This is a genomic window from Plantibacter lichenum (assembly GCF_050587525.1).
Lineage (GTDB): Bacteria > Actinomycetota > Actinomycetes > Actinomycetales > Microbacteriaceae > Plantibacter.
In genome coordinates this window covers 36524-61801 of sequence record NZ_JBOBFT010000005.1, presented here as the reverse complement: position 1 = coordinate 61801, position 25278 = coordinate 36524, and the positions used below count along the sequence as shown (strand labels likewise).

Below are 25278 nucleotides of genomic sequence, written 5' to 3'. Positions count from 1 at the left end.
CGACTCGACTGAGCGCACCGCACCACCGACCACGTACCAACACGGAACGGAACCACCATGCACGGTGACTACATCGCCTACGAGACCGCGAGAGCGGCACAGGCCGACCGGCTGCAGACCGCGGTCGCCACGATCTCGGAGCAGGTGCTGCGACGCCAGGCTGCCGGCGAACTGACCGGCCCCGGCCCGATCTTCGTCGGCATCGGCGCGAGCCTCGCCGCAGCGTGCGCCCCCGTGTGGGCCCTCCGAAGCCGCGAGATCCATTCGTGGCGCCTCGGAGCAGGGGACCTCCCGCTGCCGTTCCCCGCCGCCGACAACCCCATCATCGGGATCTCCCAGAGCGGCCGGAGCTCGGAGACGATCGCCGTGCTCCGCTCCGTCGAGGAGTCGCGCCGGTACGCGGTCGTCAACAACGTACCGTCGCCCCTTGCCGAACTCGTGGAGCGCACCATCACGCTCGGCACGATCCCGGACAGTTACGCGTCGACGATCGGCTACACGGCCACGGTCGTCGCCCTCGGCATGATCGCCGAAGCCTGGAACGGCGGAGCGCTCGACCCGGAGTGGGAGCAGCTCCACCTCGACTTCCGGCAGGCGGAGCAGGATCTCGCCGCCCCGCTCGCCGAGGTCGCGAAGCTCTTCGTCGACACCCCCTCCGTCGACTTCGTCGGCACCGGTCCAGCCGTCGGGTCCGCCGAGGCGGGCGCACTCCTGTTTCGTGAGGTGGCCCGCATCCACTCGACCGCCATGAGCACACGCCAGTACCTGCACGGGTCGATGGAATCCGCAGGCGACGGCGTCCACGTCCTCTTCGGCGACGAGCGGGAACTCGAAGTCGCGAGGACGCTGTCCGAGGCAGGGCATCAGGTCGTGCTGTTCTCGAACGAGGACGTCACACCCACCGAGCACCTGCACATCGTGCGGCTGCCGAAACTCGGCGCCTCGCGCCGGGCGATCATCGAAGCGCTCGCGATGCAGATCCTCGTGGGCGAGGTCGCCGCGCTCCGCGGCGTCGACATCGAGGAGTTCGTGTTCCACAACTCCGACACGAAGGTCGTCGAAGCCGAGCCGAGCGGGTCCGCCTCATGAGCGGGGCCGGATCGCTCGCCGGGCTCGGAGGTGGATCGCGCGGCGCGCTCGCTGACGAATCGCGCGGCGTGTTCGTCGGCATGGACGCTGGCGGCACGAAACTCGCCGTCCGCGTCGAAGCAGCCGATGGCACCCGCCTGGCCGATGTCCAGTTCGCCGCAGAGGACTGGAGCGCCGAGCCCGCTGAAGCGGCCGCCGACTGGCTGCTCGCTCGACTCGAACGAGCGCTCCCGGAGGGTGCCGACGTCATCGCGGTCGGCATCGGCGCACAGGGCTGCGACACTCCGGATCTCTGCGAGGAGATCGAGCACGCGTTCGCCGACAAGGGCGTGGACGCGGTCGTCGTCAACGATGGAGCGCTCCTCGTCCCGGCGAGCGGCCTGACTGACGGCATCGGTGTCATCGCAGGGACCGGATCGATCGCCGTCGGGCTCGATGATGCAGGGCATCCACTCTTCGCGGGCGGCTGGGGCTGGGTCCTCGGCGACGACGGCGGTTCAGCAGCACTCGTCCGCGAAGCGACGAAGGCGGCGCTCACGGCGGTTGACGACGGCGCTCCGGACGACGGACTGCTCGGCGCGCTGCTCGCCGCGTTCGGCGTGCCCAATGCTCCAGCGCTCGCCCGTGCCGTGAACGACGATCCGCGCCTCGAGCACTGGGCGCCACACGGCCCAGTCGTCTACGCGGCGGCGGACGCGGGCTCGCAACTCGCCAGATCCGTGATCGAAGCGGCCGGGCACGACCTCGTCCGCATCATCGGACAGCTCGTCAACCGCGGGGCCGTCGGGACCGATGTCGTCGCGGCGGGGAGCGTCATCGTCAATCAACCGCGACTGGCCGATGCCGTCCGCGCACGTCTCGCGGAACGGCATCCGGGATACGGCCTCCGGCTCCTCGAAGACGATCCCGTGGCGGGCGGCGTACTGCTGGCCCGGCGCCGCCACGAGTCACGCGACCCGGTCCCGGCAGGACGGGCCACGCAGGAGCACACCTCACCGGCACACCTCTCACCCGAACACATCGAGAACGAAGGAGTTTGAGCATGGCAATCGCAACCATCAACCCGACCACCGGACAGGTGGAGCGCGAGTTCACACCGCACACCGACGCGGAGGTCGAGACGATCGTCGCCGGCACCTTCGCCGCCAACGCCGTCCTCGCGACGACGACCTTCGAGCAGCGCGCCGAGTGGATGCGTGCCGCCGCCGATCTGCTCGACGCCGAGCTGGAGACGGTCGCCGCGCTCGCATCGACCGAGATGGGCAAGACGCTCGACACGGCCAAGTACGAGGTGTCGAAGTCCGCACGCGGCATGCGCTGGTACGCGGACCATGCTGCGGAGTACCTCGCCGACGAGCACCCCGTCGAGCCGGGCGACGTCGGCGCGAGCTTGGTCGGCATCCGCTACCAGCCGCTCGGGACCGTCCTCGCCGTGATGCCCTGGAACTACCCGTTCTGGCAGGTCATCCGGTTCGCGGCCCCCGCGCTCATGGCCGGGAACACCGGGCTCCTCAAGCACGCGTCGAGCGTCCCGCAGTGCGCGCTCTACCTCGGTGAACTGTTCGCACGCGGCGGCTTCCCGAAGGAGGCGTTCCAGACGCTCCTCATCGAGGGCGGCCGCGTGTCGCCGCTCCTCGACGACCCGCGCATCCGCGCCGTGACCCTGACCGGCTCGGTCGGGGCCGGCGCATCGGTCGCGGCCGCGGCGGGCAAGAACATCAAGAAGTCGGTCCTCGAACTCGGCGGAACCGACGTGTTCGTCGTCATGCCGTCGGCCGACGTCGCCGCAGCAGCGACCGCCGGTGTCAACGCGCGCGTCCAGAACAGCGGGCAGAGCTGCATCGCGGCAAAGCGCTACTACGTCCACACGGACGTGTACGACGACTTCGCCGACCGGTTCGTCGCCGGCATGGCCGCCCAGCGCCCCGGCGACCCGTTCGGAACCGAGACCGACTTCGGTCCTCTCGCGACGGAGCAGGGCCGGGTGGACGCCCATGAGCTCGTCGAGGACGCAGTGTCCAAGGGGGCGACGCTCCTCGCCGGAGGGGTGCTCCCCGACGGGCCCGGCTGGTTCTACCCGGCGACCGTGCTCGCCGACGTGACCCCGGAGATGCGGATCTTCCGCGAGGAGTGCTTCGGTCCTGTCGCGACCATCTTCCGCGTCGACGGCGTCGAGGACGCGATCGCTCGTGCGAACGACTCAGAGTTCGGCCTGAGCTCGAGTGTCTGGACGAACGATGACGCAGAGGCCGACCGGTTCCAGGACGGGATCGAAGCCGGTGGCGTCTTCGTGAACGGCCTCACGGCATCGTTCCCGCAACTGCCCTTCGGCGGCATCAAGCAGTCCGGATACGGTCGCGAGCTGTCAGCCCTCGGCATCCGCGAGTTCACGAACATCAAGACGGTCTGGCGCAAGTAGTCGCGCGACCCCCAAGCCACCCCAGACCTCCGTTTTCGTGCAGGAAGTGCCCTCGAAAACGGCCGCCTTGCACGAATACGGAGGTTTGAAGACTGAGGCGGGGACTGCGGCGGGGAGTAGGGCGGCAGGGCGGCAGACGAACGACGGCGGGGCCGGTGAGTGATCACCGGCCCCGCCGTCGTTCGTGCTGGGCGCCGCGAGCGTGCGCGGCGCCCAGCCGCCTGCTTAGGAAGCGCTCGTGCCGTAGGAACCGAGCTGCTGCGCGGACTGCACCACACGAGCGGCCATGGCCGTCTCGGCGATCTTGCCCCACGAGCGCGGGTCGTAGACCTTCTTGTTGCCGACCTCGCCGTCGACCTTCAGGAACCCGTCGTAGTTGCGGAGGACCGTGTCGGCGACCGAACGGCTGAACGCGTACTGCGTGTCCGTGTCGATGTTCATCTTGATGACACCGTTCGCGACCGCCTCGGCGATCTCGGCGTCGGTCGAACCGGAGCCGCCGTGGAAGACGAGGTCGAGCGGCTTCGGGCCGTGACCGTACTTCGCGGCGAGGCCGTCCTGGATCTCCTTGAGGAGCTCGGGCTTCAGGACGACGTTGCCCGGCTTGTAGACGCCGTGCACGTTGCCGAAGGTGAGCGCGGCCATGTAGCGGCCGTTCTCTCCGAGGCCGAGGGCTTCGACCGTTGCGATCGCGTCATCGAGCGTCGTGTACAGGTGCTCGTTGATGTCGTGGCTGACACCGTCCTCTTCGCCGCCGACGACGCCGATCTCGACCTCGAGGATCGCGTTGATCGCCTTCGTGCGCTTGATGATGTCCTGCGCGACCTCGAGGTTCTCGGTCAGGGGCACTGCCGAACCGTCCCACATGTGCGACTGGAAGATCGGGTTGCGACCGGCCTTGACCTCTTCCTCTGAAGCGGCGATGAGCGGCAGGACGAAGCCGTCGAGCGCGTTCTTCGGGCAGTGGTCGGTGTGGAGCGCGACCGTGACCGGGTAGTTCTTGGCGACCTCGGTGGCGAACTTCGCGAAGGCGATGGCTCCCGCCGCGCGGTTCTTGACCGTGTGGCCGGCGAAGTAGTCGGCGCCACCCGTGGTGACCTGGATGATGCCGTCGGAACCGGCCTCCGTGAGCCCCTGCAGGACGGCGTTGATGGTCTGCGAGCTCGAGACGTTGAATGCCGGGTAGGCGAATCCGTTCGACTTCGCCTTGTCGAGCATCTCTGCGTACTGTTCCGGTGTTGCGACGGGCATGACTTCTCCTTGGCACTGGGGTCGATTTCGTTGAAAGTCTAACGAGTCGGGCTGTGCGGAGGGAAAAGTCGAGCGATGGGGGTGACGTGTGGGCGCCGGGGTCGGCGTCGAGGCGACCGCCTGGAATGCGGCACGATGGGTGCATGGCTGCCGAACTCCCGTCCGAAGCGCTCCTCGCGGGGTTCCGCCGCGCCACCGAACACGCCGCCGCCGCAGCGGCACCCCTCGTCGGGTCGGGTGACGGCATGGCGATCGACGGCGCAGCGGTCGAAGCGCTCCGCCACTGGCTCGACGACCTCGACGTCGACGGCCTCGTGGTCGTGGGGGAGGGCGAGAAGGACGAAGCGCCGATGCTGTTCATCGGTGAGCGGTTCGGCACCGGCGGCGGAATGCAGATCGATCTCGCGGTCGACCCCGTGGACGGGACCAAGCTCGCCGCGACGGGACGGCCCGACTCCGTCGCGGTCATCGCGATCGCTCCGCGCGGCGCGCTCTACGACATCGGCCCGGCGTACTACATGGAGAAGCTCGTCACCTCGGCGGCTGGAATTGGTGCATCGCTCGATGCACCCCTGTCGGAGACCCTCGACCTCCTCGCTGCAGGGACCGGCAGGCCCGTCGCGGAGCTGACCGTCGCCGTGCAGGACCGCCCGCGGAACACCGGCTACGCGAACGCAGCCGCGGCAGCGGGTGCTCGGGTGATGCTCTTCGCGGACGGCGACGTCGCGCTGTCGCTCCGCGCGGCATCGATCGATGGCGACATCGACCTGCTCATCGGGATCGGTGGCGCGCCCGAAGGCGTGTTGACGGCTGCTGCGGTTCGTGCGTTCGGCGGTCACATGCAGGGGCGGCTCGCACCGCAGTCGCGCGCGGAGGGCCTTCGGGTGGAGGCCGCCGGCTTCGACACCGCTGAGCTCCTGGAGCTCGGGAAACTGTGCAGCGACGATGCGTGGCTCATCCTGAGCGCCGTCACCGACACCCGGCTCTCGCCCACGGTCACGCTCCTCGGCGCACGGGTGGACTCCGCTCCGGACGCCCGTCCCGACGCTGATTCCAACGCTGCCCCCGACCCTGCCTTCGACCGTGCGCAGCATCGTGACGATTCCGTCAGGAACGCCGATGCGGGGCGTGCAGTCCTCGTCGATTCGGTCATCGTGGGCCCCCGCGAGGTCCCGGTCGTGTCACGGAATGCGATCGTCCCGCCAGCGCCGTCGGCCGGTTCGCTAGGCTGAAGGCCCACCCCACCCAGCGTCGTGAACGATGCGGCGCGCGATCCATGGAGGATCATGTGACCCAGCCAGAGACCGGCTCCCACTACCTGCAGCCAGACCGCAACCTCGCGATGGAACTGGTGCGAGCCACGGAGGCCGCGGCCATCCGGGCGGCTCCGTTCATCGGCCGAGGTGACAAGAACGCCGCAGACGGTGCGGCCGTCGACGCGATGCGTGCCTTCCTCGGCACCGTCAACTTCGAGGGCGTCGTCGTCATCGGCGAGGGCGAGAAGGACGAAGCGCCCATGCTCTTCAACGGGGAACACGTCGGCAACGGCCGCGGCCCCGCGTGCGACATCGCCGTCGACCCCATCGACGGCACGAGCCTCACCGCCGCCGGCCGCCAGAACGCACTCTCGGTCATCGCCGTCTCCGACCGCGGCAGCATGTTCGATCCGTCCGCCGTGTTCTACATGGACAAGATCGTGACCGGTCCCATGGGCATCGGCGTCGTCGACATCACCCAGTCGATCGGCGATAACATCCGCGAACTCGCCAAGGCCAAGGGCCAGCGTCCGGAGGACATGCGGGTGGCGGTCCTCGATCGGCCCCGTCACGCGCAGCTCATCGAAGAGATCCGCGAAGCCGGTGCGGGCACGAGGCTCCTCCTCGACGGCGACGTGGCCGGTGGCATCAACGCGGCCCGCTACGACTCGCGCATCGACATGTGCGTCGGCGTCGGCGGCACCCCGGAGGGCATCATCACGGCCTGTGCCGTGAAGGCGCTCGGCGGATTCATCCAGGGGCGGCTCATGCCGAAGGACGATGACGAGCGCGCTCGCGCGGTCGCCGCCGGACACGATGTGGACCGCGTCCTCGGCGCCAACGACCTCGTGCGCGGCGACAACACGTACTTCGTCGCGACAGGTGTCACCCACGGCGAACTCGTCGACGGCGTGCAGCACAAGGGACCGATCATCCGGACCGAGAGCCTCGTGCTCCGGTCGCGTTCCGGCACCATCCGTCGTGTTGTGGCCGACCACCTCGCCGAGAAGTGGATCTGATCTGATCGATCCCCGCGCGCAGAGTCGGTCGGTTCGGTACTGATCGGATCAATACTGATCGGTTCAGAGCCGGTCGGCGAGGCGCTCCTCCAGTTCGCTGGGGAGCGCTTCGTCGTTTCCGGACGCGGTCTCCGGCTCATCCGGCAAGTCGAGCTCCGGCTGCTCAGGCTGCCTCAGCGGCGCCGGCCCGTGCTGCGGCTCGTCGTCGAGCCCAGGTGCCACTTCGGGCGCGGAGAGAGAACGCGGGGCCGCATCGCTCTGGGTGACGGTCGCGACGACGGTCGACTCGTCGAGGGCGTCGAGTTTCCGGGCCGTGACGAGCACACGACGTTCGAGGGAGTTCGCGAACTGGTTGTAGCTCGACACGGTGCTCTCGATGGAACGACGCAGGCGATCCGCGTGGTCCGACAGTGTCGAGAGCCGCTGGTACAGCTCCTTACCGAGGTCGAAGAGCCGTTTGGCGTCCTCGGTCAGCACGTCCTGCTGCCAGGTGAACGCGACGGTCTTGAGCACCGCCCACAGGTTGACGGGTGAAGCGAGGGCGACGCGTTTCCCGAAGGCGTAGTCGAGCAGGCTCGGATCCGATTCCAATGCCGCTGCGAGGAGCGATTCGCTCGGGATGAACGCGATGACGAACTCGGGGCTGGATTCGAGGCCCCGCCAGTAGGTCTTGGCCGCGAGGGCGTCGACGTGGGAGCGCACGGCCTTCACATGCTGTCCGAGGAGCGTGGTCCGGCGGGCGGCCTCCTCGCCCGTCGCGGTGACGGGGATGCTGCTGGCTTCGAGGTAGTTGGTGAACGGCACCTTCGCATCGACCGCGATCGACTTGCCGCCCGGCAGCCGCACGACCATGTCGGGGCGCCCCGCACCGGCATCGGAGGTGATGCTCGTCTGCACGTCGAAGTCGACCCGCTGCGTGAGACCGGCGGCTTCGACGACGTTTCGCAGTTGGGTCTCGCCCCAGACGCCTCGTGTGGCGTTGTTGCGGAGGGCTGACGCGAGCGACTCGGTCGTGGACCGGAGCCGCTCCTCGGATTCGGAAGCGGTCTTCAGCTGCTGGCTCAGCTCGCCGTGCTGCTGGCTGCGCTGCGTCTCGAGCTCCGTGACCTTCTGCTGCATCTGCTGCAGGGTGTTCTGGACCGGGGCGAGCGCCTGCAGGACGAGACTCTCGTCCTGTTCCTGCGCGGATCGTGCCGCCGCATCGGCCCGCTGGCGCTCGATGAGGTCGCGGTACTGCTCGCGTTGTGCGGCGAGCTCCCGGGTCAGGCCGTCGGCGGTCGCGTCCAGGGAGGCGAGCTCTGCGCGGAGGGATGCCCGGACGTCGGCTTCGCGCGCGGACGACTCGGCGAGCTGGCGCTGCGCGTCGGAGCGGACCTCCGCCAGTTGCGCGGCATGCCGGGCTTCGAGGAGGGCTGGATCGATGGCGCTGAATTGACCGCCTCCGGCCGCGCCCGCGTTCGACCGGCGCATCGCGAGCATCCACGCGAGTCCGCCGCCGACGAGGAGGCCGATGACGAGCCCGAGTCCCAGTGCGAGTGCCGTGTCCATGGCCTCAGTGTGCCGCCGACCGCCGACATCGGCCGGTTGCGCTCCGGAGGGTCCCGAACGCGGGCAGCACAGGCGCGGGCAGCACAGGCGCGGGCAGCACAGTCGCGGGTCGCTCAGGCGCGAGCGAGCATCAAGCGGGGGAGGAGGTCCTCGACGGCCGAGCGGAGCGCGAACGGCGCCCCTGCATCGCCCGAGAGGTGCTTGAGCAACCCCTGGACGAAGAGGCCGTCGAGCGTGCCGTAGGCGACGGAGGAGGGGACGGCGCTCATCGTGCCGCGCAGTTCCGCGTACCGCTCGACGATGCGGCCGATCATCCGCTCCAGGCTGCTGTCGATCTCGACGACATCGGCACGGAACGCGGACTCGAAGAGGCTCTGGCTGCGCACGTCGTACCAGAGTCGATGCATCGGAGCGTCGTTCACGAGGGTCGTCGCGAGGTCGTTCGCGAAGGTCATCCGCAGTTCGGCGGCCGTCGTGGCGCTGTTGAAGACCTCGTCGTACCGCTTCACGCACGTCGTCTTGTACCGGCGGACGCAGTAGGTGATGAGGTCGACCTTGTCCTCGAAGTAGTAATGCAGCACGCCGTGGGAGAAGTCCGAGTTCTGGGCGATGTCGCGCAGGCTCGTACGGGCGTAGCCGAGTTCCGACAGCGTGAGGAGTGCCGCGTCCGCGAGGGCGTCGCGCCGCTCGCCGAACTTGTCGACCTGGCCCCGTGTGATCCGATCGGTCACCGCCGTCTGTGCTGACACGTGGTGCCTCCGTTCGTCTCAGTCGGGGATCCGTGAGCAGACGTGGAGCTGGAACTCAGCGCTCGCGGATATCGGGCCATGCTACGCCCGGTTGAAATCGCCTGGGCAAAATCGGGCGAGTGTCCAAGATAGCTTGGGCGTTCGTTCAAGACGAATTTGACAAGCGTCAGATGTTCCTTGGACGAGCGTTCGAGGATTCCTTGGACACTCGTCCAAGGAATCTCTTGACAGTCGTCCAGGATATTCCTTGACGATCGTCCAAGAATCGGATTCGAGCACCGTGTCCGGAGCCTTGACAGTCGTCCAAGAACATCTTGGAAACTCGTCACATGAACGCAACGCTGAGCGGGGGCGAAAGCAGGCGCGGGCGCCGAGCGCGTCTATCCTGGAGGTCGCCCACTCGCCTGTACGACCGGAGAACCATGACGACGACACCCGCCCCACGCATCCCGGTCTACCTCGACTGCGACACGGGCATCGACGACTCGCTCGCGATCGCCTACCTGCTCGCGTCGCCCGAGGCGGAGATCGTCGGCATCGGCACGGTGAGCGGCAACGTGAGCGCTGCGCAGGGCGCGGTCAACACGCTCGATCTCCTGGCGCTCGCGGGGCACCCGGACATCCCCGTGGCCATCGGTGCGCACCACCCCATCGCCGGGACGTTCGACGGCGGCGCGCCGCACGTGCACGGCGCCAACGGCATCGGCGATGTCACACTCCCGCCCTCTGGCCTCGAACCGATCGCGGAGAGCGCCGCCGAACTCCTCATCCGCCTCTCCCACGAGTACGACGGCGAGCTGCGGGTGCTCGCCATCGGTCCGTTCACGAACCTCGCTGAAGCGCTGCGGCTCGACCCCACGCTGGCCGAGCGCGTCCACGGCGTCACCGTCATGGGCGGCGCCGCGCTCACGCCAGGCAACGTGACGCCCGTCGCGGAAGCCAACATCTGGAACGACCCGGAGGCGGCCGCCGCCGTGATGGAAGCCGACTGGGACGTCGTCCTCGTCCCGCTCGATGTCACCGAGGAGAACGTCTTCGAAGAGAGCGATCGCGAGACCCTGCTGGCCGCGGAGTCGCCGTTCGCACGTGCGCTCGGCGAGATCCTCGACGTCTACTACGACTTCTACGTCGTGGTCTACGGTCGGCGCAGCTGTGCGCTCCACGATCCGCTCGCGGCCGCCATCGTGGTCGGCGGCATCACCGCGACCCGCGCCCCCGCCGTTCCCGTCGTCGTGGACACGACGCAGGGCCCGGGCCGTGGCCAGACGATCTGCGACCTCCGCGGGCAGCGGTTCGGACCGGTCGACCGTGTCGGTCGTCGCACACGAGTGGTGCTCGACACCGATCGGAAGCTCGCTGCGCACCTCGTGGAGCGCATCCTCGCCTTCACGCCGGGCGTGCCTGCGGCGGTCTGAGCCGGCTGCGCGGCACGAGGCTGGCGAAACTGGCGACACGGGCGATGCGGCACGGCACGATCACGCCGTGCCGCGCCTGGACGAGTACCTCGCTCGCAGGTCGTCCTCGAGTTCCTCGAGGCTCCGCCCGCGCGTTTCCGGGACGACCCGCGCGACGAAGGTGATCAGCATGAGCCCGACACCGAAGAAGATGAAGAACGTCGGTGAGATGCCGATCCCGGCGACGAGTTGAGGGAATGCGAATCCGACCAGGAAGTTCGTCAGCCACAACACGAGTGCCGAGAGGCCGAAGGCGAGTCCGCGGATGCGGGTCGGGAAGATCTCGGCGAGCATGAGCCACGTGACCGGCGAGATGGCGCCCTGCTGGAACGCGAGGAAGGTGATCGTCAGCGCCAGGATGACGAACGGCTTGACGCCGAGTTCGCCGTCCGGTGGATTGGGGATGATGGCGGAGGAGAGCCCGACGAGCAGCAGCGCCGTCGTCGTGCCGATGAGGCCGGAGATGAGCATGGGTCGACGTCCGATCCGACCGAGCAGCCAGATGCCGACGAATGTGGCGAGGACCGAAACGATGCCATTGCCGATCTGGCCGACGAGCGCGCCCTGGCTGCTGAACCCGGACTGCTGGAGGATCTGCACGCCGTAGTACATGATCGAGTTCACGCCGGTGAGCTGCTGCACCATCGCGATGCCGAGGCCGATGCAGAACACGCGTCGCAGCCACGGCACGGCGAGGTCGGACAGCTTGGGCGCCCCACGGTTCTCCGGCCGGTCGTCGTGGGCCTGGATGTCCGCGAACTCGGCCTCAGCCTCGTCCGACGTTCGCACGCGTAGCAGCGTCTTCCGCCCCTCCGCGAAACGCCCCTGCAGGATGAGCCACCGAGGGCTCTCCGGCATGATGAGCATTCCGAAGTACAGGAGCACGGCTGGAATCGATGCGATCACGAGCATCCACCGCCACGCTCCGTCGTTGTCCGGGAGCAGCGAGCCGATGACGGCGTTGACGGTGAAGGCCGCGAGTTGCCCGGACACGATCATGAGCTCATTGCGGGTGACGAGCGCTCCGCGCCGTGCGGCGGGATAGATCTCGGCCAAGTAGAGCGGGACGGTCACCGACGCGCCGCCGACCGCGATGCCGAGCACGAAGCGTGCGGCGATCATCACCTCGATGCTCGGGGCGAATGCGCAACCGAGCGCTCCGATGAAGAAGACGACCGCGAGCCAGAGGATCAGGCGGCGGCGTCCTCGTCGGTCGGCGATGCGTCCGCCGAGAAGCGAGCCGAGCGCGGCTCCGAAGAGGAGGGCGCTGACGATCGTGCCCTCCGCGAGCGCGGTGAGCGGGCCGTCGCCGAAGTGCATCAGCGGGAGCGCACCGCTGATGACTCCGGTGTCGTACCCGAAGAGGAAGCCGCCGAGGGTGGCGATGATGGTGACGGTTCGGAGGAATCGCCTGGACGGCTTGCCCGCCCCGCCGCGGACGGCGATGGGGGTGGTGGGTGTGTCAGGGAAGATCGACATTGACGCTCCTGAGGGTGAGGGATTTGTAACGACAATCTCTCATATGCCAGATGGGCATGCAAGGGTTCCGATGACATCGCTGCGATGTCCCACAGGTGACGATCGCGCAGATGACGATCGCGCAGGTGACGATCGCGGCCTGCCGTCGACCGGCCTACGCTGCGATCGGAGTGCCCAGACGACCGAGCTTGACCTTGGTCGCTTCGGCGAGCCCGGTGATGCTGTCCGCGCCGTGGCGTCCTGCCGCGTGGATCATGATGTGCGCGCAGGCCTCGGCATCGGCGATCGCATCATGGTGGCGGAAGTCCTCGAAGCCGGCGGCCATCGCCGCCATCGGCAGACGGTACGAGTCGAGGTGGTAGGTCTTGCGAGCCACGTTGAGACTGCACAGGTAGGTGAAGTCGGGGCACACGAGATCGGTCGCGGCGCACCCGCCGCGGATGACGCCCATGTCGAAGCCTGCATTGTGGGCGACGAGCGCATCACCGTCGGCGAACGCGACGAGGTCGTCGAGCTGTTCGTCCCAGCCCGCGGCCGAGACGACGTCGCCGGCGACGATGCCGTGGATGCGCGTGTTCCATTCCAGGAAGGCGTCGTGGCCGGCGGGCGGGCGGATGAGCCAGCCGACCCGGTCGACGATGACGCCGGCGCGCACCTTCACGAGGCCGACGCTGCAGGCGGAGGCCGACGACGAGTTCGCGGTCTCGAAGTCGATTGCGGTGAAATCCAGTGGCACCCGTTCACCCTCGCACCATCCTCCGACAGAGACGGATCGCCTCGCCGGGATCGTGGGCATTCTCATGGAGTCGCCGAGGCCGGAAGTGCAAGCCCCGAGTGCGTCTCCGCGTCGGGAGTACGCTCGATCCGTGACAGATGCAGACACCCGCGCACTCCAGGCCGCCTCGTTCGGGGCGGCGGCAGAAGCCTATGAACGAGGCCGTCCCGAATACCCGCAGGATGCCGTCGACTGGCTCGTCCCTGCGGATGCGAACGCGGTCATCGACCTCGGCGCGGGGACCGGCAAGCTCACGCGACTCCTCACCAAACGGGCGAAGGACGTCGTCGCGATCGACCCCTCCCAGGCGATGCTGACGATCCTCGGCGATGTCGTCTCCGGCGTCGAGGCGATGGTGGGCACGGCTGAGGAGATCCCGATCGCCGACGGCGCCGCCGACGCGGTCGTCGTCGCCCAGGCGTGGCACTGGGTCGATCCCGTGGCGGCATCGGCCGAGGTGGGTCGCGTGCTGCGGCCGGGAGGAACGCTCGGTCTCGTCTGGAACTTCCGCGACGAGAGCGAGCCGTGGGTCGCCGAACTCGGTCGGATCCTCGACGACGGCAACACGGAGAACAGCATCGGCACGCCGGAGGTGCTCGCGCCGTTCGGGGAGCTGGAGCGGTTCGAGACGAGCTGGGTCGACGAGCTCTCGCACGACGAGGTCATGGACCTCGTGTTCTCTCGGAGCTACATCATCACCGCCGACGAGGAGCGCCGTACCCAGGTGCGCAGCGAGGTCGATGCGCTGGTCACAGGCCTCGGCGATGTCGTTCGCCTGCCGTATCGGACGGTCTGCTTCCGCGCGACGCGACCCTGAGCAGGCGTCGCGCGGCCCTGGGCAGCGCCGACGCAGGTCCGATCCGGGGCGGTTCCGGCACTCTTCCTGCACGCCTCTGGATCAGGCTGGCGAGCGGGCTTCGGCGCGGCCAAGTACGATAGACCCTCGTGGCTCTTACTCTCGGCATCGTCGGCCTGCCCAACGTCGGCAAGTCAACCCTCTTCAACGCGCTCACGCGCAACAACGTGCTCGCAGCGAACTACCCGTTCGCGACGATCGAGCCGAACGTCGGCGTGGTGGAACTGCCCGACGCCAGGCTCGGGAAGCTCGCCGAGATCTTCGGCAGCGAGCGCATCCTGCCCGCTGCGGTGTCGTTCGTCGACATCGCCGGCATCGTCAAGGGTGCGAGCGAAGGTGAGGGGCTCGGCAACAAGTTCCTCGCGAACATCCGTGAGGCCGATGCGATCGCTCAGGTCGTCCGCGGATTCGCCGATCCCGATGTCGTGCACGTCGACGGTTCGGTCAACCCGGCCGGCGACATGGAGACGATCAACACGGAGCTGATCCTCGCCGACCTCGAGACGCTCGAGAAGGCGATCCCGCGGTTCGAGAAGGAGATCAAGGGCAAGAAGCTCGACCCCTCCGTCCTCGTCGCCGCGAAGGAGGCGCAGGACGCGCTGAACGCCGGCACCCCGCTGTCCGCGACGAACATCGACCTGGAGCCCATCAAGGAGCTCGGTCTGCTGACGTCGAAGCCGTTCATCTACGTGTTCAACGTGGACGAGGCCGTGCTGCAGGACCAGGCGAAGCTCGACGAGCTCGCAGCGCTCGTGGCTCCTGCGAAGGCCGTCTTCCTCGACGCGAAGCTCGAGTCCGAGCTCGTCGACCTCGACGAGGCCGACGCGAAGGAGATGCTCGAATCGACCGGTCAGACCGAGTCCGGACTCGACCAGCTCGCCCGCATCGGATTCGCGACCCTCGGTCTGCAGACGTACCTGACCGCCGGTCCGAAGGAGTCGCGTGCGTGGACGATCCCGCAGGGCGCGAAGGCGCCGCAGGCTGCCGGTGTCATCCACACGGACTTCGAGAAGGGCTTCATCAAGGCTGAGGTCATCTCCTTCGAGGACCTCGTGGAGACGGGTTCCGTCGCCGAGGCCCGCGCAAAGGGCAAGGCTCGTATGGAGGGCAAGGACTACACGATGCAGGACGGCGACGTCGTGGAGTTCCGCTTCAACGTCTAGCCCGCGCACCGGTCACTGAGCTTGTCGAAGTGCCCCGAAGGCCATCACGTCCACGCGTGGTGGCCTTCGTCGTTGGCGTCGGCTCGTTCGCGCCGACTGTCGGCCCTGCGTTCCCAGTCGCGGACGCTGCGCCGCGCAGGTCGCGTCCTGCGTCCGTGATTTGCCTTCTTTAGCGGCAATGAATTGAGTCAGCAGCTGGAACGCGACAGATGCTCGCAACATGGATCGCTTGGTTTCGTGATGCGCTGACCATATGCGCCTAGGATCTAGCTATGTCGATATCCGAGATAGAAGAGACCGAGATAGTCGTCTCATTAAAGCTAGATGAGTCGCTTGTGGTTGTCTGTCTGACCCACGTGCGTTGCAAGTACGCTGGTCGAGCAACCGCGCAAGCAGATTGCGATCGTCGTTGGATTTATGGGGTCGCAGCTGTCGCATACGAAACCTTGCAGGACCTGCATGATCTTCGAGCGAGCTTGAATCTAATACGAAACAGCATTCTTCTCAGAAGTGGGATCGAATCGTCTAGAAGAATATCCGACTTCAAGACTCGTGGCTGGCATGCAACAGATGATGGGCCTGAGTTTTCTGAACCGTTGCTGGCGGCTCTCGATTCTAACTCGAGTTTCAAGGGTCATGTGCGTTTCGCGATCAGCGATGAGATGCTCGATTCAACTCTGTCGCTTGCGATGTATGATTTTTTGTTCGTGCGACTGCTGTCAAGTGTTCTAAATAGATATAGAGAATTTGGAAAGATCGACGTTGTCTTTGAGGATGATCAGAGTCCATTGTCTCGATACGAGGGTCTGGTTCAGGCGGCGCATCCTCTTACGGATCACGTTACCGTCCACACTGAGGGAAAGGGGGATCCGGCGCTGGCTGTCGCGGATTATCTATTGTACGCGTCGCTCAAATTCGTCGGATCTACCTTGCAACATTGTCAAGTTACGAATTGCCTAACTCAGCATGATCTTCCGATGGCGGATGATATCGAGTACGACAAGGACGGGCGCTTCACCGTGATGGGGCATCTGACGGCGCGCGATTACAGTTTCAGGGTCTACTCAAGTTTTGTTCGAGCGATGTCCTCTGCCGTGCAGCTTCACGGGTTCATCCGATCGCTAGCTGCCGAGTGAGTTTCAGTGTAGTGTTGTCTTACCTCCAGGGAAGTCGTATCGACTGCATTCAGTCGTCCAAACGCTTCTCCAGTGGAGAAAGTGCAGGTCTACCCTAATAAGGTGTATTTGCTTCCCTGGAGGCTTTTTTGATTGAATGGTCCCTTTTTTCGGCCCGGGTTTCGATGGCAGATCTACCCATCAGATCAGCCGAGGGTTGGGCTGAATGGGCTAAGCAGTATCATATGCCCATCAACTTCCCTAGCAAGCATCGTTGGAGACGAACTGTACGGGCCACTGGGAGGCTCGACGTTGCCCATAGGCAAGCAAAGTCGCTGCTGACTGCCGGGTGGCACCCTGCGGATTCCGCGCATGGGTTCGTTCGGCGACGATCGACAATGACTGCCGCGGCGCCGCATGTCGGCTCGAAGATTGTCCTAGCGATTGACCTGGCAGATTTCTATGGGCAGGTTTCGTTCGACCGCGTCAGCGAGTCGCTCCGCGCGCATTTCGACGAGAGTACTTGCGCGTGGATTGAAGGCACATGCTTTCTCAATGGTGCTCTCCCGGTTGGATTTCGAACAAGTCCCGTCTTGTCGAATCGGGCATTTCATGAAATGGACCTCGAACTGGAATCACTAGCACGCCGGAATGACGTCAGGTATTCCCGATGGGTAGATGATCTAATATTTTCTGGTGACGGCGTCAATGATGACCTGCTTGAACGGCTGGGAGAGGAATTGTCTGCGTCTGGTTGGAGTCTCAACTCCGCTAAGACTAGATTCATGCGTCGCTCGCCGTATGTGCTGGGTCTGTATGTTGGACACGACGCAGATCGGCCAAGATTGCCGCGGCGTATGAAACAGAGATTGCTAGTGGAAAGTTACTACTTTTCAAAGTATGGCTATGCTCACTTTGGTCATGAGGGCGTTATGGCTCCTGGGCGGCTTTTTGGGCTCGCTTCATATGCAAAAGTTGCTGATCCGGAACTCGCTAAATTGCTCGATGTTCGTATTGTTGAGGGTTATCGCGTGACGCGTAGCCAATCAGCTAGAAGCGGCGCGCGGGCCAGATGATACAAGGTGTCTTACGGCGCATGTTCGCATGTCGTATGGTGACTGTTTGATTTGGTCTATTAGTTCGAGAGGGGCGATTGGAGTTGTGGGAGCATTCAAAGAACTGCTTTGATTATCGCCCGAACGTAAAGCGCTCTGTTCTCGTTCAAAGTCTCACCCGCTTCTGCCGAGTGCATCTCGGAGAGGTCCAATTGAGTTGATACCCCTGCGGGTCCGTACGTGCCTGACGAGCCCCGCGCCGGTGTTGGGGAGAGCCGCTGGCACCCCACAGGCTAATACGACGGGTTTGTCTGATCCCTCAGTTGACGCGATTTCACTGAGTTTGGGAGTCTCGGAGAAGCGGGCTGTGCGACGCCGTGTGTCAAGCGTGCATCGAGAGGCCGGCGGACGTGGCAACATACATCCGTGCGTGAGCGAATCGGTGTGATCGGAGCAGGACGGATGGGCCTGCTCATCGTGCGTCGGCTGCGCGGTGCAGGGTTCGAGGTGACGGTAGCCGATGCCGTCGAAGGACGGCGCGACGCGGCCCGCGACGCAGGGGCTGCCATCGGTCGTTCGGCGCAGGACGTCGCCGCCGCGGTCGACGTGCTGATCACCGTGCTTCCGGGACCGACCGAGGTTCGTGAGGTCATGCTCGGCGTCGCGACCACGGATGCCGTCGCGATCACGGATGCCGTCGCGACCACGGATGCCGCGGCGACCGCGGCCTCGACGTCAGAACCTTCGGCGGCCGCACCCGCGGATGCCGAGACGGAGTCGCGCGCCGGCGCGATCTCGGCGATGCGACCGGGCACCGTCTGGCTCGACCTCTCGAGCAACGATCCGCGCGTCGCCACCGAGATCGCGGAAGCAGCCGCCGAGCACGGTGTGCTGAGCGTCGGCGCCCCGATGGGCGGCGGGCCGACCGATGCCGCGGCGGGAACGATTCGCTTCCATGTCGGCGGCGCACCGGATGCCGTCGCGCGCATCGAACCGATCCTCGAACATCTCAGCCGGCCGGGCGGCATCGTGCGGCTCGGTCCGGACATCGCCGCCGGCTTCACCGCGAAACTCCTCGTCAACCTCCTGTGGTTCGGCCAGGCCGTCGCCGTCACCGAAGCGATGCTGCTCGGCCAGCGCCTCGGCATCGCTCCAGCGCTCTTCCGGGACCTGCTGCCGGGTAGCGCAGGCGAGAGCGCCTTCACGACGGGGTCACTCGACGCGCTCCTCGATGGCGATGACCTGGCGACCTTCGGCATCGATCGCGTCGTCGAAGAACTGGACGCGCTCGTCGCGCTGGCCGACGCGGAGGGGACACCGTTCGAGCTCTCCACGCTGGTGACCAGGCTGCACCGCGAAGCACTGGACCGGTTCGGGCCCATCGACGGCGAGCTGCTCGCCGCGCGCCTTCTGGAGGACCGTGCAGGAGCGGTCCTGCGCGCACCCGTCGGGGGCGGCACCGCGACCGAGATCGTCGAACCACTGGCCGGATGACCCTGTACCCCTGCGACGAGCCGGAGGTCGCTCGTCACGTTTCCGTTCATCGCAGCCCGCACTGCGAAGCGAAGCGCAGACCGCGAGGCGCGTCGACGGGGAGCCTGCGACGAGCCCGACTGTCCCGCTCTCAGCTCACGGACGACAGCACGAACGTCCCGAGGAACGCACTCACGGCGACGACGATGCCGGCGATCGCCGCACCGTGCGCGCGCCCGCGCAGACACGTCGCGACGACGCTCAACGCGAGCGCCACGAACGACAGCAACCATACGAAGATCGACGGGAAGCTGAGCGATGCGGTGATCAACGCGAGGGTGGCGAGAGCGAGTCCGAGTAATCCCATCGGGTTGCGCGGCTTCGCCGGCCGGTCCTCGGCCGTCTCGACGGCCCACTCCTGGCCGTCCCACCAGCGCTGCGCGCCGGCCGCATCGGGATACCAGCCGGGCGGGCGCGATTCGTTCGTCATGAGCCGATCGTAGAACGGCTCCCGGGCTGCAAGCTGTGACCCGGATGAGCGTCCCGACCGCCCCTATAGCGGAGGATGCCTGCGCCGCCAGACGATGCCGCCGATGAGTCCGCCGACGCCGACAACAAGGCCCAGCATCCAGATGACCGTGCCGACGGCGTCCCACGGCCCGGAGCTGAATTGGACGCCGTGCCGGATCAGATTCCAGACGCACAAGGCGATGAGGACGAGTTGGCTCACCCATGACATCGCCATGCCGGCCCAGAATCGTGAGCGTCGCTGCTCGCGTGTGAGAGTCGTTCGTTCGCTACTCATCACTCCACCCTACGCCTGTCGTTTTTCTGCGGCGCAAGGGTTGCGCGTGGCGGCACAGCGGAAGGAGCAGTCCATCGGATGCAGACGAGGCGCGTGAGCACAACCCCTGAGCCCAGTCCACACGCTGCCATACCGTGAGGCATATGACGAGCGACCAGACAGCGACATCGGCACCCGCGGAACCCGGCGAGACGACTCCGTCGGGGCTCAAACGCAACATCTCCGGCCGGATGCTGTACCTCTTCATCCTCGGCGATGTGCTCGGCGCCGGCGTGTACGCGCTCGTCGGACAGATCGCGGGCGAGGTCGGGGGAGTGACGTGGGTGCCCATGGTCGTGGCCCTCGGCCTCGCACTCCTGACAGCGGCGTCGTATGCCGAGCTCGTCACGAAGTACCCGCACGCCGGCGGTTCGGCGGTCTTCGCGGAACGTGCCTACCGGACGCCGATCGTGTCGTTCCTCGTCGGCTACTGCATGCTCGCCGCCGGCGTCGTGAGCGCTGCGGGACTGTCCCTCGCCTTCGCCGGTGACTACCTCGCGACGTTCATCGACGTCCCGCCCGTCCTCGGAGCGGTCGTGTTCCTCGCGGCCGTCGCCGCCCTCAACGCGCGCGGCATCAAGGAGTCGGTGCGCGCCAACCTCGTGATGACGATGATCGAGACCACGGGACTCGTCCTCGTCGTCGTCGCGGTCGGGATCATGCTCTCCGGCGGATCGGGCGACCTCGGCCGGGCCGTGACGTTCGCCGAAGGAGCGGACCCCGTCTTCGCCGTGTTCGGCGCTGCGCTGCTCGCCTACTACTCGTTCGTCGGCTTCGAGACCTCCGCGAACGTCATCGAAGAGGTCAAGAACCCCTCCAGGGTCTACCCCCGCGCCCTGTTCGGTGCGCTCGCGACCGCCGGTGTGCTCTACGTCCTCGTGGGAACGGCGGCGTCGATCGCCGTGCCGGCCGACGATCTCGCGAAGTCCTCCGGCCCGCTGCTGACGGTCATCGATGCGACGGGCGTCGGCATCCCCGCGTGGTTGTTCAGTGCGATCGCCCTCGTCGCCGTGGCGAACGGTGCGCTCCTGACGATGATCATGTCGAGCCGCCTCGCCTACGGCATGGGACGACAAGGACTCCTGCCGAGCGTGTTCGGGAGAGTGCTCGCCGGTCGCGGCACCCCGTGGGTGGCGATCCTCGTCACGACGGGCGTGGCGATGCTGCTGACCCTCACCGGGACGGTCGCGACACTCGCCGAGACGGTCGTGCTCCTGCTGCTCATCGTGTTCCTCAGCACGAACGTCGCCGTGCTCGTCCTGCGACGCGACCGCGTGGACCACAAGCATTTCCGGGCCTGGTCCGCCCTGCCGGTGCTCGGAGCCCTGTCCTGCATCGTGCTCCTCACCCAGCAGAGCGGCGAGGTGTGGCTCCGGAGCGGCATCATCGTCGCCGTGGGGTGTGCGCTCTACGGGGCGACGAAGCTGCGCCGCCGGAGCGTTGCGAAGCGGGACGCCGACGTCTGAACTCCTCATTGCGTATGCCCGTGTGGGTATATTGATCCGCATGCTCTCCCTCAGTGACGTCTGGCCGCTCTTCGACCTGGAGCTGCGCTCGCCACGACTGAGTCTCCGGCCGGTCCGCGACGAGGACATCCCTGGGCTCGCCGATGCCGCGCTCGCGGGCATCCACGATCCGGCCGTCATGCCGTTCGGCGTCCCCTGGACCGATGCGTCCGCGGAGGACCTGCCCCGCAACATCGCGCTCTACCAGTGGTCGCTGCGGGGCCGGGTGCACCGGGACGACTGGGTCATCCCGTTCGTCGTCCGGCACGAGGGGACCGTGATCGGGGCGCAGGACGTCTCCGGAACGCAGTTCTGGGCGACGAGGACGGTGCAGACCGGGTCGTGGTTGACGTCGTCTGCGCAGGGCCGGGGCCTCGGCAAGGAGATGCGAGCGGCAGTGCTGCTCTTCGCCTTCGACTATCTAGGGGCCGAGGTCGCGGAGACGAGCGCGGCCGCCTGGAACGAAGCGTCGATCGGGGTGACGACGTCGCTCGGCTACGAGCCCAATGGCGTGCATCGGGCGACGCGCAGGCCCGGTCAGGTCAACGACGAGGTGCATTTCCGAGTGCCGTCCGGGCGGTTCGTCCGTCCGGACTGGTCGCTCGACGTGCACGGGCTGGACCGGGCGAAGACGCAGCTCCTCGGCCACTAGTCGGCCGCAACCGAAGGACTAGGAACGTTCTCCGAGGAAACGCGGAAGTCAATCCCATGCTGCGTCGGGGGCGCAGACGTACGGTGTGATCAGGACCGACCGATGGTGGTCGGCCGGAGATGGACTGGTGGCTGCATGCCGAGGTCAACACACACGCATCCGTCGTTCGACATCGTGGCGCTGGGGCCGCACGAGTGGCGAGTCGCGGATGTCACGGGGGATCCAGCGGACGGGAACTATCTGCTCGCCTACATCGAAGAGGCGGACAGCGGCTATGACATCCTCTCGGTGTCGCCGGGACCGCCGATGACGACGCACGCCGACACCTTCACGGAAGCGCTGCGATGTGCGGAGTCACGTGCCAGGCCGGGCGGCAAGAAGCGGGCTGGGGCTGGCAACCCTGGCAAACCGAGCAAACCGGTTGCAGCGGCGTCGAATGCCCAGCCGCTCGTCGGAGCGAAAGCGCGTCAGCGCCCCTGACGCTTCTTGTAGGGGAGCGGCTCTCCCTTGACCTTGGGCGCGCGACCCTTGCCCTTGGACGCTTTCGCCTTGCCTCCGGGAGCTGCCACCGACCGTGCGGCGGCCGCGGCCGACTTCGCCAACTGGAGCTCCGCATCGGGCAGGAACGCGAAGCCCTCAGCGGTCAGCTGCGTGGACTCGACGTCGCGGGCGAAGAGCTGGTATCCGAGGATCTCCTCGAGTTTCCGGACATCGGCGACGACCTGGCTCCGCGGGATCCCGAGCGCTTTGGCCGCTTTCGCGAAGTGCAGGGTCGCGGCCGCCGCTACGAACGAGCGGAGCAGTTTGTGGTCCATCGGTGAAGCCTTCCCATCGGATCCGGTCGGCCGGAGTGTCCCAGACTACGCGACCTGTCGGCCGTCCCACCTCGGAGTGCCCTTCGGTCGCCCTCCGAGATGAGACGATTGCAGGATGACCGCTACGCTCGTCGCCCAGGGACTCGCCGGGGGATTCGGCCACCGCACGCTCTTCGATTCGCTCGACCTGACGGTCGCGCCCGGCGACGTCGTCGGTGTCGTCGGGGTGAACGGCGCGGGCAAGTCGACCCTCCTGCGGATGCTCGCGGGCGTCACGGAACCGCAGGCGGGCACGATCGTCCTCTCGCCGTCGGACGCGTTCGTCGGCTTCCTGCCGCAGGAGCACGAGCGGGTCGTCGGCGAGTCGATCTCCGCCTACATCGGCCGTCGCACCGGGTGCGCACAGGCGACCGCCGAGATGGATGCCGCCGCGGCGGGCCTCGGCGAGACGGGACCGCGCTCGGACGGGCTCGATCCGGCAGACGTCTACTCGACGGCGCTCGACCGCTGGCTGGCGAGCGGCGCGGCGGACCTCGACGACCGCATCCCGGCCGTCCTCGCGGACCTCGGACTGGAGCTCGACGCCGACCTCGCCGAACGCACGCTCATGACCTCCCTCTCCGGAGGTCAGGCGGCTCGCGTCGGTCTCGCCGCGCTCCTGCTCTCGCGCTTCGACATCGTCCTCCTCGACGAGCCGACGAACGATCTCGACCTCGACGGCCTGGAACGGCTCGAAGCCTTCGTCCGCGGGCTCCGTGGTGGTGTCGTGCTCGTCAGCCACGACCGTGAGTTCCTCGCGCGCTGCGTCACCCGCGTCCTCGAACTGGACCTCGCGCAGAGCTCCAACCGCGTCTTCGGGGGCGGCTACGAGTCCTACCTCGAGGAGCGCGAGACCGCAAGGCGCCACCAGCGCGAGGACTACGACGAGTTCGCCGCCAAGAAGGCCGACCTCGTCGGTCGTGCGAGAACGCAGCGCGAATGGTCCAGCCAGGGCGTCCGGAACGCGATGAAGAAGGCGCCGGACAACGACAAGATCCGTCGGAAGGCCGCGACCGAGTCGAGCGAGAAGCAGGCGCAGAAGGTTCGCCAGATGGAGAGCCGGATCGCCAGGCTCGACGAGGTCGAGGAGCCGCGCAAGGAGTGGCAGCTGCAGTTCACGATCGGTGCGGCGCCTCGGTCGAGCACCGTCGTCTCGACCCTCAACGAGGCCGTGTTCCAGCAGGGCGACTTCACGCTCGGTCCCGTGTCGCTGCAGGTGAGCGCCGGCGATCGCATCGGCATCACGGGGCCGAACGGCGCCGGCAAGTCGACGCTCCTCCGAGCCCTGCTCGGACGACAACTGCCGGACAGTGGCACGGCCAGCCTCGGGACCAGTGTGCGGATCGGGGAGATCGATCAGGCCCGATCGCTGCTCGTCGGCGACGAACCGCTGGCCGAACGGTTCGAAGCGATCGTGCCAGACCTCGCCGCTGCAGAGGTGCGCACGCTGCTCGCCAAGTTCGGTCTGAAGGCCGACCACGTGAACCGACCGGTCGACGGCCTGTCGCCGGGGGAGCGCACACGCGCGGGACTCGCCGTGCTGCAAGCCCGCGGCATCAACCTGCTCGTCCTCGACGAACCGACCAACCACCTCGATCTGACGGCGATCGAACAGCTCGAACAGGCGCTCGAATCCTACGAGGGCACGCTCCTGCTCGTGACGCACGACCGCCGGATGCTCGAGAATGTGCGGACCGAGCGACGATGGCTGGTCGAGGCCGGTACGGTCACGGAGCTGTAGCTCGCGTCGGCGACACCTGCGCGAGCCGCGCGATCAACGGTTCAGGACGACGCCGGGAGCGTCGTCCCCGTGAGGTCTTCGGCGACCGACCAGAGCGACGCCGCGAGATCGGTGCCGCGTGCGCTCCGCGGCAGTCGCTTGATGTGCTTCGTCGGACCGACGAGCCCGAGACGGTTCGGGCCGTAGTAGCCGCCCTGCTTCGCCGTGTGATCGGCCGCAGCGAACAGCAGCGGCTCCGTTCCCTGCACGACGTCCTGCGACGGGAGGAGCGTGCGATCGGACGGCGCCTTCTGCTTCTCCCGCCCGAGGTTCGCACCCGCGCTCTGCAGATTGGTCCGCGTGTAGCCGGGGTGCGCCATCGTGCTGAGGAGACGCCATTGACGGTCCGATGAAACGTTCGCGAGGTGCTCGGCCATGAGCATGTCCGCGAGTTTCGACTGCGCGTACGCGGCGAACGGGACGTAGCGGCGCGTGGCCTGGAGGTCGTCGAAGTGGATCCTGCCCGCGTTCGCGACGCCGCTCGTCATCGTCGTGATCCGTGGCTGCTCCGACCGCCGGACGAGGGGGAGGAGCAGGTTGGTGAGTGCGAACGGGCCGAGGAAGTTGCTCCCGAACTGCAGCTCGAAGCCGTCTGCCGTGGTGAGACGCTTGGGCGGAGCCATCACGCCGGCGTTGTTGACGAGGACGTCGATGGGGCGGCCGTCATCGAGGAGGCCTTGCGCGAAGGCGTGCACCGTGGAGAGGTCGGCGAGGTCGATGCGGCGCACCTCGAGTTGTGCGTCCGGCACCGAGCGGAGGATCTCGGCGCGGGCGGCCTCACCCTTCTCCGGGGTGCGCACCGCCATCACGATGTGGGCACCCGCCGCCGCGAGACGTTTCGTGGCTTCTTTGCCGGTGCCGCTGTTGGCGCCGGTGATGACGATGTATCGGCCGGTCTGGTCGGGGACGGTGTACATGTGGCTCCTCGGTGTTCGTCGGATC

General features: G+C 67.0%; 24 protein-coding genes. 15 read left to right on the top strand and 9 right to left on the bottom strand.

The window, feature by feature from the left end; translation table 11 throughout:
- Positions 1-57: 57 nt before the first annotated feature.
- The 3 genes from ACQ3HB_RS08450 to aldh are packed head-to-tail and all read left to right on the top strand — an operon-like array spanning position 58 to position 3508.
- Positions 58-1089, top strand: coding sequence for an SIS domain-containing protein (locus ACQ3HB_RS08450; RefSeq protein ID WP_430919488.1), 1032 nt, complete (start codon positions 58-60; stop codon positions 1087-1089).
- On the top strand, positions 1086-2129 hold the full coding sequence (locus ACQ3HB_RS08445) for an N-acetylglucosamine kinase (RefSeq protein WP_430919487.1): 1044 nt from the start codon (positions 1086-1088) through the stop codon (positions 2127-2129). Before ACQ3HB_RS08450 ends, ACQ3HB_RS08445 begins: the two co-directional genes overlap by 4 nt.
- A gap of 2 nt (positions 2130-2131) precedes the next feature.
- Entirely contained in the window at positions 2132-3508 is a 1377-nt protein-coding gene (gene aldh, locus ACQ3HB_RS08440; protein WP_430919486.1) for an aldehyde dehydrogenase AldH, read from the top strand.
- Between the two features lie 225 nt (positions 3509-3733).
- Here aldh and fbaA read toward each other — a convergent pair whose 3' ends face one another.
- Entirely contained in the window at positions 3734-4759 is a 1026-nt protein-coding gene (gene fbaA / locus ACQ3HB_RS08435; protein WP_430919485.1) for a class II fructose-bisphosphate aldolase, read from the bottom strand.
- 143 nt (positions 4760-4902) lie between these two features.
- Between fbaA and ACQ3HB_RS08430 the strand changes: the two genes are divergently transcribed.
- Together ACQ3HB_RS08430 and glpX are read left to right on the top strand one after the other, a co-directional pair.
- Positions 4903-5991 (top strand): fructose-bisphosphatase class II family protein, encoded by a 1089-nt coding sequence (locus tag ACQ3HB_RS08430; protein WP_430919484.1) that lies wholly within the window; start codon positions 4903-4905, stop codon positions 5989-5991.
- A 44-nt stretch (positions 5992-6035) separates the two neighbouring features.
- Positions 6036-7034, top strand: coding sequence for a class II fructose-bisphosphatase (gene glpX / locus ACQ3HB_RS08425; RefSeq protein ID WP_430919483.1), 999 nt, complete (start codon positions 6036-6038; stop codon positions 7032-7034).
- Positions 7035-7097: 63 nt separating this feature from the next.
- Here glpX and ACQ3HB_RS08420 read toward each other — a convergent pair whose 3' ends face one another.
- A complete protein-coding gene (locus ACQ3HB_RS08420; protein WP_430919482.1) occupies positions 7098-8582 on the bottom strand; it encodes a DNA recombination protein RmuC in 1485 nt (494 codons plus the stop codon).
- A 113-nt stretch (positions 8583-8695) separates the two neighbouring features.
- Positions 8696-9331: a TetR/AcrR family transcriptional regulator gene (locus ACQ3HB_RS08415; RefSeq protein WP_430919481.1), complete on the bottom strand. Its 636-nt coding sequence runs from the start codon at positions 9329-9331 to the stop codon at positions 8696-8698.
- A gap of 422 nt (positions 9332-9753) precedes the next feature.
- Between ACQ3HB_RS08415 and ACQ3HB_RS08410 the strand changes: the two genes are divergently transcribed.
- Complete coding sequence (locus ACQ3HB_RS08410; RefSeq protein WP_430919480.1) at positions 9754-10746, top strand: nucleoside hydrolase; 993 nt, start codon at positions 9754-9756, stop codon at positions 10744-10746.
- A 60-nt stretch (positions 10747-10806) separates the two neighbouring features.
- Here the strand turns inward: ACQ3HB_RS08410 and ACQ3HB_RS08405 are convergent, their stop codons facing one another.
- Positions 10807-12264 (bottom strand): sugar porter family MFS transporter, encoded by a 1458-nt coding sequence (locus tag ACQ3HB_RS08405; RefSeq protein ID WP_430919479.1) that lies wholly within the window; start codon positions 12262-12264, stop codon positions 10807-10809.
- A 154-nt stretch (positions 12265-12418) separates the two neighbouring features.
- Entirely contained in the window at positions 12419-13000 is a 582-nt protein-coding gene (locus ACQ3HB_RS08400; RefSeq protein ID WP_430919478.1) for an exonuclease domain-containing protein, read from the bottom strand.
- 130 nt (positions 13001-13130) lie between these two features.
- On the opposite strand from ACQ3HB_RS08400, the gene ACQ3HB_RS08395 reads away from it, so the two are divergent.
- The 5 genes from ACQ3HB_RS08395 to ACQ3HB_RS08375 all read left to right on the top strand — a co-directional run bounded on the left by ACQ3HB_RS08395 (position 13131) and on the right by ACQ3HB_RS08375 (position 18722).
- Complete coding sequence (locus tag ACQ3HB_RS08395) at positions 13131-13856, top strand: class I SAM-dependent methyltransferase (protein WP_430919477.1); 726 nt, start codon at positions 13131-13133, stop codon at positions 13854-13856.
- Positions 13857-13984: 128 nt separating this feature from the next.
- A complete protein-coding gene (gene ychF / locus ACQ3HB_RS08390; protein WP_430919476.1) occupies positions 13985-15058 on the top strand; it encodes a redox-regulated ATPase YchF in 1074 nt (357 codons plus the stop codon).
- A gap of 272 nt (positions 15059-15330) precedes the next feature.
- On the top strand, positions 15331-16194 hold the full coding sequence (locus ACQ3HB_RS08385; protein WP_430919475.1) for a hypothetical protein: 864 nt from the start codon (positions 15331-15333) through the stop codon (positions 16192-16194).
- 164 nt (positions 16195-16358) lie between these two features.
- Positions 16359-17249, top strand: coding sequence for a reverse transcriptase family protein (locus ACQ3HB_RS08380; RefSeq protein ID WP_430919474.1), 891 nt, complete (start codon positions 16359-16361; stop codon positions 17247-17249).
- A gap of 405 nt (positions 17250-17654) precedes the next feature.
- Positions 17655-18722: an NAD(P)-dependent oxidoreductase gene (locus tag ACQ3HB_RS08375; RefSeq protein WP_430919473.1), complete on the top strand. Its 1068-nt coding sequence runs from the start codon at positions 17655-17657 to the stop codon at positions 18720-18722.
- 130 nt (positions 18723-18852) lie between these two features.
- On the opposite strand, the gene ACQ3HB_RS08370 is transcribed toward ACQ3HB_RS08375, so the two are convergent.
- Both ACQ3HB_RS08370 and ACQ3HB_RS08365 read right to left on the bottom strand, forming a co-directional pair.
- Complete coding sequence (locus ACQ3HB_RS08370; protein WP_430919472.1) at positions 18853-19191, bottom strand: DUF2510 domain-containing protein; 339 nt, start codon at positions 19189-19191, stop codon at positions 18853-18855.
- A gap of 63 nt (positions 19192-19254) precedes the next feature.
- Entirely contained in the window at positions 19255-19506 is a 252-nt protein-coding gene (locus tag ACQ3HB_RS08365; protein ID WP_430919471.1) for a hypothetical protein, read from the bottom strand.
- 143 nt (positions 19507-19649) lie between these two features.
- Here ACQ3HB_RS08365 and ACQ3HB_RS08360 point away from each other — a divergent pair, with 143 nt between their 5' ends.
- The 3 genes from ACQ3HB_RS08360 (at position 19650) to ACQ3HB_RS08350 (ending at position 22182) form a co-directional block, all read left to right on the top strand.
- Positions 19650-21011 (top strand): APC family permease, encoded by a 1362-nt coding sequence (locus tag ACQ3HB_RS08360; protein WP_430919470.1) that lies wholly within the window; start codon positions 19650-19652, stop codon positions 21009-21011.
- A 40-nt stretch (positions 21012-21051) separates the two neighbouring features.
- Complete coding sequence (locus ACQ3HB_RS08355; protein WP_430919469.1) at positions 21052-21702, top strand: GNAT family N-acetyltransferase; 651 nt, start codon at positions 21052-21054, stop codon at positions 21700-21702.
- A gap of 135 nt (positions 21703-21837) precedes the next feature.
- Positions 21838-22182, top strand: a complete 345-nt coding sequence (locus ACQ3HB_RS08350; RefSeq protein ID WP_430919468.1) for a hypothetical protein — start codon at positions 21838-21840, stop codon at positions 22180-22182.
- Here ACQ3HB_RS08350 and ACQ3HB_RS08345 read toward each other — a convergent pair.
- Positions 22170-22517, bottom strand: a complete 348-nt coding sequence (locus ACQ3HB_RS08345) for a LysR family transcriptional regulator (RefSeq protein WP_430919467.1) — start codon at positions 22515-22517, stop codon at positions 22170-22172. The two genes, ACQ3HB_RS08350 and ACQ3HB_RS08345, sit on opposite strands and share 13 nt — an antisense overlap.
- Positions 22518-22632: 115 nt before the next feature.
- Here ACQ3HB_RS08345 and ACQ3HB_RS08340 point away from each other — a divergent pair, with 115 nt between their 5' ends.
- On the top strand, positions 22633-24297 hold the full coding sequence (locus tag ACQ3HB_RS08340) for an ABC-F family ATP-binding cassette domain-containing protein (protein ID WP_430919466.1): 1665 nt from the start codon (positions 22633-22635) through the stop codon (positions 24295-24297).
- Between the two features lie 41 nt (positions 24298-24338).
- Here ACQ3HB_RS08340 and ACQ3HB_RS08335 read toward each other — a convergent pair whose 3' ends face one another.
- The gene (locus tag ACQ3HB_RS08335; RefSeq protein ID WP_430919465.1) at positions 24339-25253 is read right to left on the bottom strand and encodes an SDR family oxidoreductase; all 915 of its coding nucleotides are present in this window, start codon (positions 25251-25253) and stop codon (positions 24339-24341) included.
- Between the last annotated feature and the right edge of the window lie 25 nt (positions 25254-25278).